At 50.2% G+C, this 14,403-nt stretch carries 12 protein-coding genes and 1 tRNA gene; 3 read left to right on the top strand and 10 right to left on the bottom strand.

Annotated features, from left to right (window positions below; translation table 11 throughout):
* The first annotated feature begins 4 nt into the window (after positions 1–4).
* Positions 5–1,777, top strand: a complete 1,773-nt coding sequence (aspS, locus tag MRJ96_16210; protein MDR4502988.1) for an aspartate--tRNA ligase — start codon at positions 5–7, stop codon at positions 1,775–1,777.
* A gap of 54 nt (positions 1,778–1,831) precedes the next feature.
* Here aspS and MRJ96_16215 read toward each other — a convergent pair whose 3' ends face one another.
* Positions 1,832–2,860, bottom strand: a complete 1,029-nt coding sequence (locus tag MRJ96_16215) for a molybdopterin-dependent oxidoreductase (protein ID MDR4502989.1) — start codon at positions 2,858–2,860, stop codon at positions 1,832–1,834.
* Positions 2,861–2,964: 104 nt separating this feature from the next.
* Between MRJ96_16215 and MRJ96_16220 the strand changes: the two genes are divergently transcribed.
* Entirely contained in the window at positions 2,965–3,960 is a 996-nt protein-coding gene (locus MRJ96_16220; GenBank protein MDR4502990.1) for an SDR family oxidoreductase, read from the top strand.
* 12 nt (positions 3,961–3,972) lie between these two features.
* Here the strand turns inward: MRJ96_16220 and MRJ96_16225 are convergent, their stop codons facing one another.
* From MRJ96_16225 to MRJ96_16255, 7 genes are all read right to left on the bottom strand, one after another.
* Positions 3,973–5,454, bottom strand: coding sequence for a proteasome accessory factor PafA2 family protein (locus tag MRJ96_16225; protein MDR4502991.1), 1,482 nt, complete (start codon positions 5,452–5,454; stop codon positions 3,973–3,975).
* Positions 5,455–5,480: 26 nt separating this feature from the next.
* Positions 5,481–6,308, bottom strand: a complete 828-nt coding sequence (locus MRJ96_16230; GenBank protein ID MDR4502992.1) for a hypothetical protein — start codon at positions 6,306–6,308, stop codon at positions 5,481–5,483.
* Positions 6,301–7,095, bottom strand: a complete 795-nt coding sequence (locus tag MRJ96_16235; protein MDR4502993.1) for a proteasome subunit alpha — start codon at positions 7,093–7,095, stop codon at positions 6,301–6,303. The genes MRJ96_16230 and MRJ96_16235 overlap by 8 nt, the downstream gene beginning before the upstream one ends.
* A gap of 2 nt (positions 7,096–7,097) precedes the next feature.
* Positions 7,098–7,340 carry a ubiquitin-like protein UBact gene (locus MRJ96_16240; GenBank protein ID MDR4502994.1) on the bottom strand — a complete coding sequence of 81 codons (243 nt, stop codon included), beginning with the start codon at positions 7,338–7,340 and terminating at the stop codon, positions 7,098–7,100.
* Entirely contained in the window at positions 7,337–8,860 is a 1,524-nt protein-coding gene (locus MRJ96_16245; protein ID MDR4502995.1) for a proteasome accessory factor PafA2 family protein, read from the bottom strand. Before MRJ96_16245 ends, MRJ96_16240 begins: the two co-directional genes overlap by 4 nt.
* A gap of 13 nt (positions 8,861–8,873) precedes the next feature.
* Positions 8,874–10,643: an AAA family ATPase gene (locus MRJ96_16250; protein MDR4502996.1), complete on the bottom strand. Its 1,770-nt coding sequence runs from the start codon at positions 10,641–10,643 to the stop codon at positions 8,874–8,876.
* Between the two features lie 312 nt (positions 10,644–10,955).
* Positions 10,956–11,255, bottom strand: a complete 300-nt coding sequence (locus tag MRJ96_16255; GenBank protein ID MDR4502997.1) for an RNA-binding protein — start codon at positions 11,253–11,255, stop codon at positions 10,956–10,958.
* Between the two features lie 647 nt (positions 11,256–11,902).
* Here MRJ96_16255 and MRJ96_16260 point away from each other — a divergent pair.
* On the top strand, positions 11,903–12,580 hold the full coding sequence (locus tag MRJ96_16260; protein ID MDR4502998.1) for a hypothetical protein: 678 nt from the start codon (positions 11,903–11,905) through the stop codon (positions 12,578–12,580).
* A gap of 107 nt (positions 12,581–12,687) precedes the next feature.
* Here the strand turns inward: MRJ96_16260 and MRJ96_16265 are convergent.
* Together MRJ96_16265 and pal are read right to left on the bottom strand one after the other, a co-directional pair.
* A tRNA-Leu gene (locus tag MRJ96_16265) sits at positions 12,688–12,775 on the bottom strand.
* Positions 12,776–12,981: 206 nt separating this feature from the next.
* Complete coding sequence (gene pal, locus MRJ96_16270) at positions 12,982–14,031, bottom strand: peptidoglycan-associated lipoprotein Pal (protein MDR4502999.1); 1,050 nt, start codon at positions 14,029–14,031, stop codon at positions 12,982–12,984.
* Positions 14,032–14,403: the final 372 nt, after the last annotated feature.

Consider the following 14,403-nt stretch of genomic DNA (forward strand, 5'->3'; position numbering starts at 1 on the left):
ATTCATCGTGTTACGAACGCATCGCTGTGGCGAATTGACAAAATCTCACGTAGGGCAGACCACGACGCTCTGCGGATGGGTTAATGGGCGACGTGACCATGGAGGCATCCTGTTCGTGGACTTACGGGACCGTCAAGGTCTCACACAAATCGTCTTTGATTCGGAACAACAGCCTTCCATCCATGAAGTGGCGAGCCATGTGCGAAACGAATTCGTGATCCAAATCATTGGGATCGTCAGCCTGCGTCCAGATGATTCAATCAATCCTCACATTTTCACCGGAGAGATTGAAGTTCGCGCGACCGAGATCACCATTTTGAATGAATCGAAGCCACTTCCCTTCTCTGTGGAGGACGACCTACAGGCATCCGAAACGATCCGTCTGACGCATCGCTATCTGGATTTACGACGGCCACGAATGCAGAAGCTCCTCGCTCTCCGCTCCGAGGTCACACGACAGATCAGAGATAGCCTCTACGCCCAGGGGTTTGTCGAGATTGAAACACCGATCCTGACCAAGAGTACGCCGGAAGGCGCACGAGACTATCTTGTCCCGAGCCGGGTCAATCCTGGCGAATTTTTTGCGCTTCCGCAATCACCCCAATTGTTTAAACAAATTCTTATGATCGGGGGTGCTGATCGCTACTTTCAAATCGCTCGATGCTTTCGGGATGAAGATCTTCGCCTTGACCGTCAACCTGAATTCACTCAAATCGACCTTGAACTTTCGTTTATCGAACAGGATGACATCCTGAACCTCACTGAACAGATGATCCGCGACATTTTTCAGAGCACCCAAGACATCCAACTCCCGACGCCGTTTCCTCGCTTTTCTTATGATACGGTCATCTCACGATATGGATCGGATAAACCCGACTTACGCTTCGATCTTCCTCTCGAAGACTTGTCCGCCTTTTCAGCTGCTTCTCATTTCAAGGTGTTTCGATCCACGGTCGAACAAGGCGGAATCGTGAAAGGACTTGTCGTAAAAGGTGGCGCGGCCTTCACACGAAGTCGTGTGGACAATCTCGTCGATCTGGTAAAAGACTTCGGGGCGAAGGGGCTTGCCTGGGTCAAGATTCTGGAAAATTGGAAACTGGATTCTGTGATCGCCAAATTTCTTGACGCGGAATCCCTCCAAAAAGCGCTTCCTCTGGCTGAGCCAGGCGATTTACTGCTATGCGTGGCTGATCGTCCAGCTATCGTTCACCAGGCGCTTGGAAAACTCCGAACCTATTTTGGAGAGGAACTCAAGCTGATACCAGCCAACCAGTGGGCTCCACTTTGGGTAGTGGATTTTCCGATGTTCGAGTATGACGAAGAAGAGGGCCGGTTTGTCTCACTCCATCACCCTTTCACATCTCCCGCCACCGAAAGCCTTCCACACCTCGATACCGATCCACTATCAGTCAGAGCGCAAGCCTATGATCTTGTTTTAAATGGTTTTGAACTTGGCGGAGGCAGTCTTCGTATTCATTCCTCTGCCCTCCAACAACAAGTCTTTCAACTTTTGGGAATTCAGAAAGAAGAAGCCAGGGCGAAGTTTGGGTTTCTATTGGAAGCATTGGAGCTCGGCGCTCCTCCGCACGGAGGTATTGCCCTAGGGTTGGATCGACTCATCATGCTTCTGGGCAAAACTGAATCCATTCGCGATGTCATCCCATTCCCAAAGACACAAAAGGTTCAATGTCTCATGACAGAAGCTCCCTCCACCGTCAACCCTCATCAACTGAAAGACCTCCATATTCGCTCGACTTGGAAAGAGATGGACGCCTAGGACTTCTGCCTGATGAAGTGCTGTTAAGGAAGGTAGAGCGACAAAATGGGATGGCTATACGGCTTTGACGTCCAACACGATAGAATGTAGGCCACTGGCCCCGGCTGGTTGCGGCCTCACGATTTCGGAAGTTTGAATTTTCCCATCAATATCAATCGCCCGAACCGAGACCATATGCTTCCCCTGGTTTGGAGCGACCCAATCGTAATTCCATATCACCCACGTGTATGGAGAAAGCGGTGGCTCGATTTCTGCTCGCACCCAGGTTTTTTCTTGATCAAAACTCAACTCGACATCTCGAATAGTCCGAGGGCCACCAAAGGCTAGACCGCGCAAGCGTTGTTTGAGCCCTTGCAAGACTTGATAGTGCCCTGGACTATCGATGCGTGAAAAGATCTTGATAGTCCCATCGTCCGTCCAACCTTTGCGTTGCCAATAGCCTTGATAATCGCCATCGTATACTTCAATTTCTGTAATCCATTTGACGTTCTTAATTCCATAGAGACCAGGAACGACAAGACGGAGAGGGAAGCCATGCATTTGCGGCAATTTTTCACCATTCATGAGGTAAGCTAGCATGACATCCTCTTGCATGGCCCGTTGAAATGGGATACTGTCATGGTATCCATCCGCGGCTCGGAAGATTACGTCTCTTGCCGTTTCGCTATCAACCCCGACCTCCTGAAGAAGCGCTTTTAGAGAAATGCCTCGCCACATCGCATTGCCCAAACTACTGCCACCTGGCAATGTATCGATACACATGAGAGTCGCGGCCTGATCAAAAGAGGTCCGATTGAGGATATCACGCCAGTTCAAGACCGCTGACTCTCGAACCTCACCTTTGACCGTGAGGCGCCACTGTTCGATGTCAATGTCACGTGAAAAATTGTATGGAGAATCAGAGAAATTCACAGTATAAAATTTATCATTCGGAGTAAAATACACCGTCTCGCGTGGCGGGACCGCAAACATTCCCCCAAGATCACAAGCGGGCAATGTCCCAAAGAAGACTGACACACCACCGAGCTTCAGAAGTGCCCGGCGAGAAAGAGAGAAAGTTTGTGTGTTGGGTTGTATCAACATAAATATCAGCTATGATTATCTACTAGACCTATGAAATTCCGCAAGGAATTCACGACATTCACCCAATTCATTCCATACACCAGTTTTTTTAAAGAGGAACAGTTATGAGAATCTTAATTACCGGCGGCGCCGGATTTTTAGGCAGCCATCTATGCGACCTTCTCATTCGACAGGGACATGAGGTGATCGGCATGGATAATTTTATCACGGGCCGCCCGGAAAACATTGCCCATCTCATGGGGCACGATCGGTTTACCTTTATTCGATACAACGTGTGCGACTATTTGCATATCGATGGGCAACTCGATGCCGTCATGCACTTTGCTTCTCCGGCCAGCCCACAGGATTATCTCGAATTTCCTATTGCCACGATGAAGGTAGGAGCGCTCGGCACACACAAGGCGCTTGGATTGGCCAAGGCAAAGAATTCGAGGTTTCTCTTAGCCAGCACGTCTGAGGTGTATGGCGATCCCCTCGTGAACCCGCAATCTGAATCCTATTGGGGCAATGTGAACCCCATCAGCCCACGTGGCGTGTATGATGAAGCGAAGCGATTTGGAGAGGCGATCACTACGGCTTACCATACGTACCACGGACTCGACACCCGCATCGTACGCATCTTTAACACGTTCGGCCCACGGATGCGCCCCAAAGATGGTCGCGTCGTGTCGAATTTTATCGTCCAGGCATTGAAAAACCACACCCTCACCGTCTACGGGGATGGATCCCAAACCCGTAGTTTTTGTTATGTCGATGATCTTGTTCGAGGTATCGTCTCACTCCTGATGGCACCTGATGATGGGCCAGCAACAACGAATGACGACGAGGTCGTCAAGGGTACGACGGACCGAAAGGTGACGATCCACTACCCCGTGAATATCGGCAACCCGCGGGAACTGACTGTGCTTGAAATTGCCAAACTCGTCCTCAGCCTCACTGGCTCCACCAGCGGAATTGATCACCTCCCCCTTCCGATCGGCGACCCCAAGGTCAGAAGACCGGACATTCAACGCGCCAAATCCGTGCTCAACTGGGAACCGGAAGTGACGTTGGAAGATGGTCTGGCCAAAACCATTGCCTACTTTAAAAACATTGTTTGAACCCTGAATGATTCAGGTCGGCTTTAAATACGCTTGCACTTCCTGAGCGTAGGTGCGAAAGGGATCAGGCATAAGGAACGCTGACTGCCCCAGTACCTGAAACACGGACCAATTGATCACATAAGGGGGAAAACGTCGCTCGTGTTGTTCCAGATCCGATCCATCTGGCCACGATCGATCAACTAAATCCTTGACGACTTCTCCACGACCAAAGGCCCGTGTATCTCTGGGCGGTGCGTATTTCGATAATTCGATAGCGTCATGTGTCGTGACGAACGGTACCCGACCTTCGTCCGCTAACCCAAAGTAGAGCCCTTTTTGAGGATTGACATTGTGGTACTCAAGGTCAAGGCTCTTCAGCCACGGATCCTGCCACGATAGTTGTTCCTGCTCGCGAAACGTTTCAAGCAGCCAGAGCTTGGACGCCCAATCGACCCGACCGATCACTCGTGTATAGTCCACACGCAGGTCATTTAACACACTTTCCCATTGCGCTAACACCCAATCCGTTTCTTCATCCTGACCGTGATACCGTTTCTGTGCCCGTTCGAGAAACCGTTCCTGAATATCGATGGCTGAAAGTCGCTCTCCGGTCGCCAGGGTCAGTTGCCACGTACGTTCAGGATCACGTGATACTTCCCGAAGTGCTTCGACGGGGTCAGGCAGGTCCAGTCCCGTGGGAGCATGACCATCCTCGATAAGCTGAAGGACCAATCCTGTCGTTCCCATCTTCAAGGCCGTCGCGACTTCTGAAAGATTGGAATCCCCGACCAATAGATGAATCCGTCGGAATTGCGTGGGATCAGCCAGCGGTTCATCACGAGTGTTGATAATCGCCCGATTGTGCTGAACCCACTCAAAAAAATCATTGACGATATAATCCGCCCGCTGGGAAATCTGATAGGGCACCGTGAGTGAACGTTCTGTATTTTCGGCCGTCTCACGTTCACGAGTGAGATGTTCGAGGGGAATCCAACCATTAGGATTTTCCGCCGCGCCGATTCTACCGGCTCCGGTAAAAATTTGACGGGTGACCAGAAAGGGAATGAGCTTGCCTAGCCCGCTATAGCTGAAAGGAAACTCTCGAGAGACCAGGTAGTTTTCATGACAGCCAAACGTCGCATCGGTTTCATGATCAATATTATTTTTAATCAGCGAAACCTGTTCCGCCAACCCCATCTCCTCAATGGCGTCCTGCAATAACCAATCGCCCGCCCGGTCAGACGCGACAAGATCCCGCAAGGAATGACATTCTGGAGAGGCAAATTCTAGATGGCCCATATCCACATACATTCGCCCGCCATTTAAGAGAAAGCCCCCGTTCCCGGGCGGTTCATCATACCCGCGATGGTGGAGGTCCAACACCCCGTAGCGCTTGACGCGAAACAGATGGTCGATGATTTGATAGGCAATCCAGGACGGTGGACGATCCGGCCGCTCTTCGTGAATGAGCAAACCATACTCGGTTTCTATTCCAAAAATACGATTACGCACAAGACATACAGCCAGGAGGAATTAGTCTAACGGGTCAACGTCACCGGAAATGGGAGGAGATCGGTCAATTCATCAGAGGAGAGCATCCGGTATTTTGATTTTCCGGAAATGGTTCGATCCAAGAGGCCGCATTCAAGAGAAGATTGGGACAATGTTTCACGAAGATGGGCAATGATATCATCATCCGCAAATTGTCGCAGAGACTCCTGCGCCTTTCTTGAGATTTCATCGTTTGGCTGATCGTGGTGTTCTCCCCCATCGTTCCTCTGAAGTAAGTCTCCCATGGCCCAAGTTCTCATGCCTAATTCGATGCCTTCTTTAAGCGACAGGATTCGTTCAGCCATTTGCTTCACGACATGATCAGCCAATATAGCCTGAATCGAAGCGTGACCAGCTAGCACGACACACGAATGAGCCTCGTGAAAGCTTCCATCATAGTCGATCGTCAGAAATTGGTCTTGCTCCTTCGTCCGGCCCAACTCCACGAGGAGAAGTTTGATGAGAAAGGGCGCCTTAAAGATTTCTTCAAACGCTTGTTTTAACGTCGGAGCCAACCCGTACTTTAGCAGCCGCGCTCCGGTCACATCAGAGGGCGACCGGTTAAATCCCTCAAGATGCGCCATATCCAATAATTGAAAGCGTAACTTTTCCAGGTCTGCCGGATGGCCCATGCCACCAAGTGCAATCCGGTCATAGATTTCATACAGCTTGGGCGTCCCACGGTTCAGAGTAAGGAGTAAAATACCATCTTGGCAGGAGAGTGCGATAATTGGACTTCCCCGCCGTAACTGGTCAGCGACATACTGACGCCGGTTTTCGACAGCTTCTATCCACCGATACGGTTCTTCATACATATCGCGTCACCTGCGCTTCACACAGTCGTTTGAGATGCTCCGCGGCGATTGGCTCGACCCCACGGGATGTTATCCGTTTGATGACGGGAAATAGATTGGCTTCATAATTAATACCGCCAGTCGCAGCATCAAACTCGGCCGCACTACTGAGAAGTCGCAAAATGAGAATAATGGCATCCTCTTCAGGAAGGTCGTACAACGGTCGTTCACCCCAGCGGTGCAAATAATGAAGTATGCCTCGTATGGTCGGCGAACCCGAGCCAGAAACGGCATAATCCACGCCTTCAAATTCAGCGCCCAGAATGTCATAGAAGTAAATCTTGCCTTCTCGGTCATCTTGGTCATACCCGGCGAATACAGGTGCTACCGTACCCGTTCCAGCCAAAGCCGCCGGCGCATTGTCCTTCAAGAGCTTTGTTAATGCCCGCAATTTGCCTTCAAAACTTAAATCTTGGAGCTGGCTCCGTCGATAATACTTAAACGAATGCTCCAAGACTCTCGCCATTTCAAACGCGGTTGCCGGGACACCAGCAATAGCCATGATGCAAAATCGATCCAACTCCAACACTTTGTCGGTTCGATCGTACATCACCGACATGCCGGCCGTGGCCCGCCGGTCTCCACCCACCAACACGCCATCATGATATTTACACGCCAACACCGTCGTCCCGTGAGTGATCAATTCCTGTTGTCCGTTCCCCCCCGCCAGGCTGTCAGACCTGAGCTCATCAAAGGCATATCCCTGAGCTTTCAACAGTTGAAAAAAATCACCGTGCCGTCCCATCATCCTTACTCTCCGGTCCGCTGCCGATAACGCTCTGCTTGTTTGGGGTCAACTTTTCGCATCCGTTTTAACAGATTATCCTTCTGGGCTGAATCAGGGTCCGGACGCTTAGGCCCTCGGTCATCCTCTCCCGGACCAGGTGGTCTGGAAATTGGACTCGGTTGCTCACGTCGCTCACAGTGAGCGGGATTCGACAACCCGGCAATCAGAATTATGCGATCCTCGGCCGTGTATTGGTGACGTATCATATGACACTCCTCTCGTTCATGCGAGCCAACTCAAAAGGCGTTACGATTCCATCCAGTTCAGCCTGTATCGCCTGCACCGCTTCCGGCTCCACCACATCATGTAAATCCAGATTGGTTCGTTGCCCGAATTCCGACTTGAACTGTATACGTTCCCATTGTACGGCATGAATGTCCTTAGCAAATCGTTTCACACATTTTCCACGGATTCCTCCGCGCGTATCCATCGGCCCCTCGCGTATCGCACGCAGGATATCCTCCTCCTGACAGACTCGTTTGACTTGACCATCAGCCTCCAAGCTCATGTAGAGTCCCCGTTCTGGATTCACGTTGTGATATTCAAGGTCGATACTCGCTAACCATGGATCCGACCAATCCAGATGTTCTTCCTGGCGAAATCGTTCGAGCAACCAGAGCTTGGTGATCCAATCCAGAGAGCCGACCAATTCCCATCGATCGCGTTTCAATGTGGTAAGGACACGTGCCCATTCTTCGAGAATCCAATCTGTCTCCTCGTCACGCCCCTTGTAAGCCCTTTCGGCAGCCTCAAGATACTCAGCTTGAATCTCACAGGCCGAGAGCGCAGGGCCTCGACGGGTTTTCATGAAAGTCTTGAGTTCAGGATCTCGAGAAAACGCCTGCACCGCACGAACAGGATCTTCCAACTCTACGTCGGGCGTCAATCGTTGTTCGAGCATATCAAGAACGACTCTGGTGGTGCCGACTTTTAACGCAGTCGCATACTCGCACATATTCGCGTCCCCGATGATCAGATGAAGACGCCGATATTTTGATCGATCCGCATGAGGTTCATCGCGCGTGTTCAAAATCGGGCGATTGTACATCGTATCCACGCCCAAGACGGCCTCCATAAAATCCGCGCGTTGGGATAGCTGAAAACCTCCAGACTGATATCCCTGTTCCTGCTTTTCGAGGCCAACCTTGCCCGCACCCGCGATGACTTGTCGACTCACGAGAAACGGCACGAGCGCCTGAACCAGGTCTGAAAAGGGAATGGCGCGGGAAACCAGATAGTTGTCATGACAGCCATAGCTATGGCCATGAAAGTCCGTGTTGTTCTTGTAAAGTTGAACGACCGGGCTTCCAAGTTGGTGATTGCGTTTGTCGGCCGATTGCTGCACGATCCGCTCTCCCGCCCGGTCATGCGCCACAAGATCTCGCAAGGTCCGACATTCGGGAGTCGCATATTCGGGATGGGTATGATCATTATAAAAGCGCGCCCCATTCATCAACACCAAATCGCTTTTCATCTCGTAAAACGAGAAGGATCGATGAGCATCTTCTTTGGCAAACGCTTCCTCTTCCTTATCCTGTTGGAGCCCCGACACCCGAAAACCTCGCTGATCCTCATGCGGCTCTTCACCTCGATAGTCCCAATGCTGTTTGAATGGTCCCTCATGATGAGCACGAACGAGTTCCATGGATTCAACCACCGGATCAACGTGGTCTTGATCCTCCCGTGTAATTCCATATTCCGTTTCGATGCCAAATAAACGCAACACGTGGGAACAGTCCTTAGATGATGGGATAAAGCATGCGCTCAGTAGAATTGGAACGCCGCCGAAAAGTTGACACGCCAACGACCTGATCGGGGTGATAATCCAGCAGCTTCAACCATTCTTCTGCCGAATCATCGGGCGGAAAAATATCGCCTTCTTCAAATTCTTCTTTGATCGCCCGCTCACAGTCCGCTTGAGAAAGACCAGCTGGGGATTGGGCTTCACCAGAAATTTCCCGTTCAATGGCCCGTTCTTTGGCCCGTCGCACAATGTTCGCCAGAATAGCCCCACTCAATACATCCTGTCGATAGAGGACTTCCTGACGACCATTTCGTAAACGAATAGCCAGCACCCTGCTCTCATCTGTCTTCGTGAACAGCTGATCCAACACACTGACTAGGAGAGCATGTCGCGCCGATTCCGAATCCCCTTGATGAGCGGCGAGGCAAGTCGCATCGAGTGGAATCCCTTCCGTCAAATAGAGACGAATGATTTCTTCAGCTTCCTCTCGATTGGGACGGCTCACCTTCACTTTTCGGTCTATTCTCCCCGGCCGCAACACGGCGGGGTCGATCAGATCGGGCCTATTCGAAGCCAGAATGACCACCACGTCATGCAACGTCTCGATTCCGTCTAACTCAGCGCAAAACATCGGCACTAACGTATTGGAAATGTTATAGGAACGGGCTGCACGACGAGTCCCGAGAATGGACTCTGCTTCATCGATGAAAATAAACGGTAAGCTTCCAGCCTGGCGACGTTCACGTGCTTGGGAAAAGAGATCCCGCACGATACGTTCAGACTCACCCACCCACATATTTAACACCTCCGGACCTTTGACATGCAAAAAACATCCTTGAGTAATGGGCGGGAGAGAAGACGATCGTTCGATCGAAGAACCATCGTGAGAAAACTGCGCTGCCCCCTCTTGGACCAGCTGAGCCAGACTTGCAGCTGTCGCTTGCCCGATCAACGTTTTTCCACACCCAGGAGGACCATGTAACAAAAACCCCTTCGGTTGAGTAAATTGATACTGCTGAAAGGTCTGTGAATGAAGAAGCGGATATTCAATCGCACGACGAATCGCATCGATGGCCGCCTTTTGTCCCCCAATATTCTCCCATCTCACAGTTGGGACTTCAGCCAACATGTGGCCGTGCTTTTGCGACCTCTCCATTCGCTCGATGACGTATCGATGAGACGGGTCAATACGAACTTCATCCCCTGCCTTAAATGCAACGTTCATCAGCTCAGGAATCGGCTGTAGGATGATTCCCTGACGTCCGGGTTCCTGCTCCATTCGCAAGCGCCCATCTGACAGCACCTCACGAACGGTGAGGAGCGGACCATTCGTGTCATAGCCCAGAGATCGAAGGACAACATAGGCTTCATTCACGAGAATTTGGGCACCAATCTTCAGCGCACCAGGTTCGAGACGGGGATCGACATTGGTAAAGTACTCACTCCCTCCGACCAAAATGTGCGCGACGCCTTCCTGAGGAAGATCCAGAAGCGTGCCAATTCGATTTGCGGGAGCTGTCAGCTGTTCGACCGCAGCCGTCAGTTTCTTCACTTCGGCATCCCGTTGCCGCCGTTCAACACCATGTTGCAACAGCGCCTCTTTGATTCGGCGCAACAAAGGCAGCCGTTCATCCCCTTCGGAAAAAGAAGCCAAACACTCGTCGATTAACTGCAAAAGATTGGAGTCGCTAACCTTGGAGGAGAAGACAGACCCTCGAGAGGAAGAACGTGGAAGTTTGTCGTCAAAACTTTGTCGATCACCCATCAGATAACGCCCTACCCTTACACCAAGAAAAATCGTCTCAACACAAGAAGCATTATCATGCTATTCTCACCAATGTTCAAGTCGTCGACATGCTCTTCGACGCTCGATTCGCCCAGAGTAAGGGGCTGTTGAAGCACAACCTCGTTCTGAGAAAATATGTCCTTTGATAACTTCATTATTCAACTCTCTCTTCATCAGTATATCGACACGGGCATGATCAAAAAAAAAGCAGAAGGCCTTTCACAAGGGCTTCTGCTTTTTCGTGCATGAAAATAATGTTCAGGAATTGACGTTGGCGAGTTAGTCAGCCGCTTAAAACCTTCTGCCGCCACCCCCGCCAAATCCACCATCGCGCGAACGGGGAGTTTGAGGACGGGCTTCATTCACAGTCAACGTTCTTCCTCCCATTTCAGTTCCATTCAATGCCTCTATGGCCGCTTTCGCTTCTTCTTCCGTGGACATCTCGACAAACCCAAATCCTCTCGATCGTCCAGTAAACTTATCCATAATGATTCGCGCCGACTCTACATTCCCATGGGGCATAAATAAATCAGACAACTCTTGGTCTACTGCCGAATAGGGCAGGCCACCCACATAAATTTTTGAACCCATTGGGTTCCTCCTTTTAATTAAACTATTGTTGTTTTGCAGGAAAGGTTAAGGAAGGAACGGCCCGAGAGCGCGGTATTGAGGCGACTTAGGTCTGACTTCCGAAATAAGTTCTGAAGCAAAACAACAGCCATTCAGGGCCAACCTCTTAAACACCTAGCTACCAGGCCCACAGGAAGTAGCTATGGTAGAAGAACGATAGCCTACCGCTCAAAAAAAAGCAACAAAAAAGAGTCTCTCAGAAACAGACAAAATCAAAAAATCAGCTTCTCAACCGGGTGGAATCCAGTCTTTCACAGGGCCGACCGGCCTCTCGAACAACGGCATTCGCTCCTTCAGCATCGCCATACCCATCTGAAGTCAGGTGACCAGCCCTCATGTAATGGACCACGCCCAGAGGTGTTCCATTTTTTACATCTTATTAACGTAGGATCCCGCGTGTTTTCGATGCCTCTCATTTTTCATGAGTTCCGGCAGGAATCTCAACCACGACATTCAACAATTCGTTGTTCGTGCGGTCAGGATAATCATGTAAGGAAAAGAATAGCCGTTCATTGTGCTTATGAATGGGAATTCGCTATAAGTTCCTATGAAAACTATTTGGTTATTTGATATGCTCACGATTAAGAAAAATCAGGGAGGGTTTCCCGATGAGTAAATGGCAACAGGTTATTCTCTTTGGGATTGTGAGTGTTTTCTTGGCATCGTGTGCAATCCCGGTTGACATACGCAATTCAGGGTTTTTCCAGGAACAAGACCTCAGGGATTTTGCAGACAATTGGTTGAGGATATCCAGTTACCAACATAGTCCAGGTCATATTAACATCCTTCAACGTGGTTCGGTGCACATGACCGGCCGCTACCGTTTTGAGGGGGATTCCCTGGCAGGAGGTACGACTGAATTGGGGCAAATTGACCTGGAAATTAATTTTGATGATCGCGACGAAGTGAGACCCGGTTCCTATGTCATACCGATTACCTCTGGAAAGATCAGTAATATTACGGGACTGTTGCCGGACGTACCAGATTTTGGTGTAGGCTGGTCTGGCGAGATTCCTATCACCGGAACAATATCAGTGGAAGAAGCCGTTGGAACAGAGGGAGACCCCCCTCTTATCGGCTTTGAGGCGAAGGGAACAGTAACGTCCATTCCTCGTCGAGATGGAGACGCAGGAAGCTCTCGTGAAGTGCAGCGAATTTTTTCAGGGACATTTTTTCAAGAATTCAAGCTCGGCGTCTTTCCTCTGTCTGCCGCAGGAACCGTTACACAGGATGTCTCCTCCATAGCTGGGCCAAACAATCAATTCTATCTCGAGCAAGCTCGTTGAGTTCGGCGGAACCTGCTCAGGACATGCACGATTGATCCCGGCCCCATCAACCCAGCATCGTCGTTCAGCAACAGCACGGACAAGCTCGCGATGGGATTTCATATAAGTGGTGCGGGAGACGGGAATTGAACCCGTATGCCCTTTAGGGGCGCAGGATTTTAAGTCCTGTGCGTCTGCCGATTCCGCCACTCCCGCAAATCTGAAGTGAAAGCGACAAACTCTACCATCGGACTTCCATCATAGCAAGAACTCTCAACCTTGATGTCCGACGAATTCGGCACCATACCGTCACAGAACAATCATGGAAAACCTGCAGTCTAGGATTAGGAAGAAAAACACGAAGGGCTGTGGAATGTTTCATCCACAGCCCTTCGTGTGAAGACGAGTCTTTTCAATGTCACTTAGTTTTGTAAGTCGATATGTCCACGCCGGTTTTGTTGATAACAGAACTCATTGTGCTCAGAACAAAACGGCCGTTCCTTTCCGTACGAGACTACTTTCAACTGAGAGGAATTGACACCCAAGTCAACCAGGTATTCTTTAGCGGCCTCCGCGCGTTTCTTCCCTAACACCATGTTGTAATCTTGCGTGCCGCGTTGGTCGCAATGTCCTTCAATCGTGACCTGGTGGCCAGGATGGTTCTTCAGCCATTCCGCGTCAGCTTGAAGAGACTTCGCCCCTTCATGGGAAATCTTCCAACTATCGAATGCAAAATACACATCCTCGACGTTTCCACCCCAGGAACTCTCGTAACTTCCATACTGACCATTCATAGAAGAAGCACTATGGGATTCACGGGACTGATTCCCTGACCCATATTCTGAAGCATAGGGGTTGGATCGGGCGACAAAGACATCTTGATCGACATGTTCAGACATCAACCCTCCCTGAGGCGAACCGTCTTCTGAAGGTCCCTCAGCAACATTCCCTCGTAAAAAAGCCTCGGCCCATGCTTCAGGGGTAGGATTCACGCCTTCAGCAAACCCACTCCCAAACCCGCTGACCGGCCCGTTGTTCGAATCATAGCCGGGTACTCCTGAATAATTATGTTTATAGTCAGCCCCAGGTCCAGGTTGATATCCCCGGTCATAGCCGGGATCATATTCTTGGTCATATTGTGGGTCATATCCCTGATAGCTATACGCTCCGTTCTTAATCTCCTTTCCATCGGGGATTTGTCCGTTATGATTGTAGGCCGGAGAATACCCGATAGCGCCGGGGTCATACGACTCACCACTTTCATAGAATGATCGCCCAGTCTGATAGTCGCCATTACTGGGCATCGTGTCTCCTGACTCCTCCATCATCGCAGTTCCATCGCTCATTGTTCCATCAGGACCACGCTCAGAATCCACTGTGTACCCTACAGAATGAGAACTGCATCCTTGCCCCACGACCAACAGCAAGGCTATGGCGCTCATCCATAATCGTGAGTGAGATCGAGTATTCATTGAAAACCTCCTCTGAATGAATAAGATGATACGCATGCGTTACTCATCACCAATGTGTCGTTGAAAGTAGGCGGTGTGAAGGGACGCATTGACGATATCTCGTTACACTTCAAATACATCTGCAAACAAATTTGCGAATGAACGCGAAATTCGCTTCATGCAGCTAACTATCGGCATTCCGGAGTAAAACTTAAGTACTTTTCAGATCTTCTTGAAAGCAGAACGGCTATTCAGCCTCGGAGCGTTTCAACTTGATAGAAGCGAGAAGAGGCAAGAAGGTAGGATATTGACTATCAGAAAATCTTGATACAGCGAATTTCGATATCGCCATTAAATGAGGAGCCTCAAGGGATCCAATCAGAAACGTGGGAA

Source organism: Nitrospirales bacterium (assembly GCA_031315865.1).
In the GTDB taxonomy this organism is placed as follows: Bacteria; Nitrospirota; Nitrospiria; order Nitrospirales; family UBA8639; genus JAGQKC01.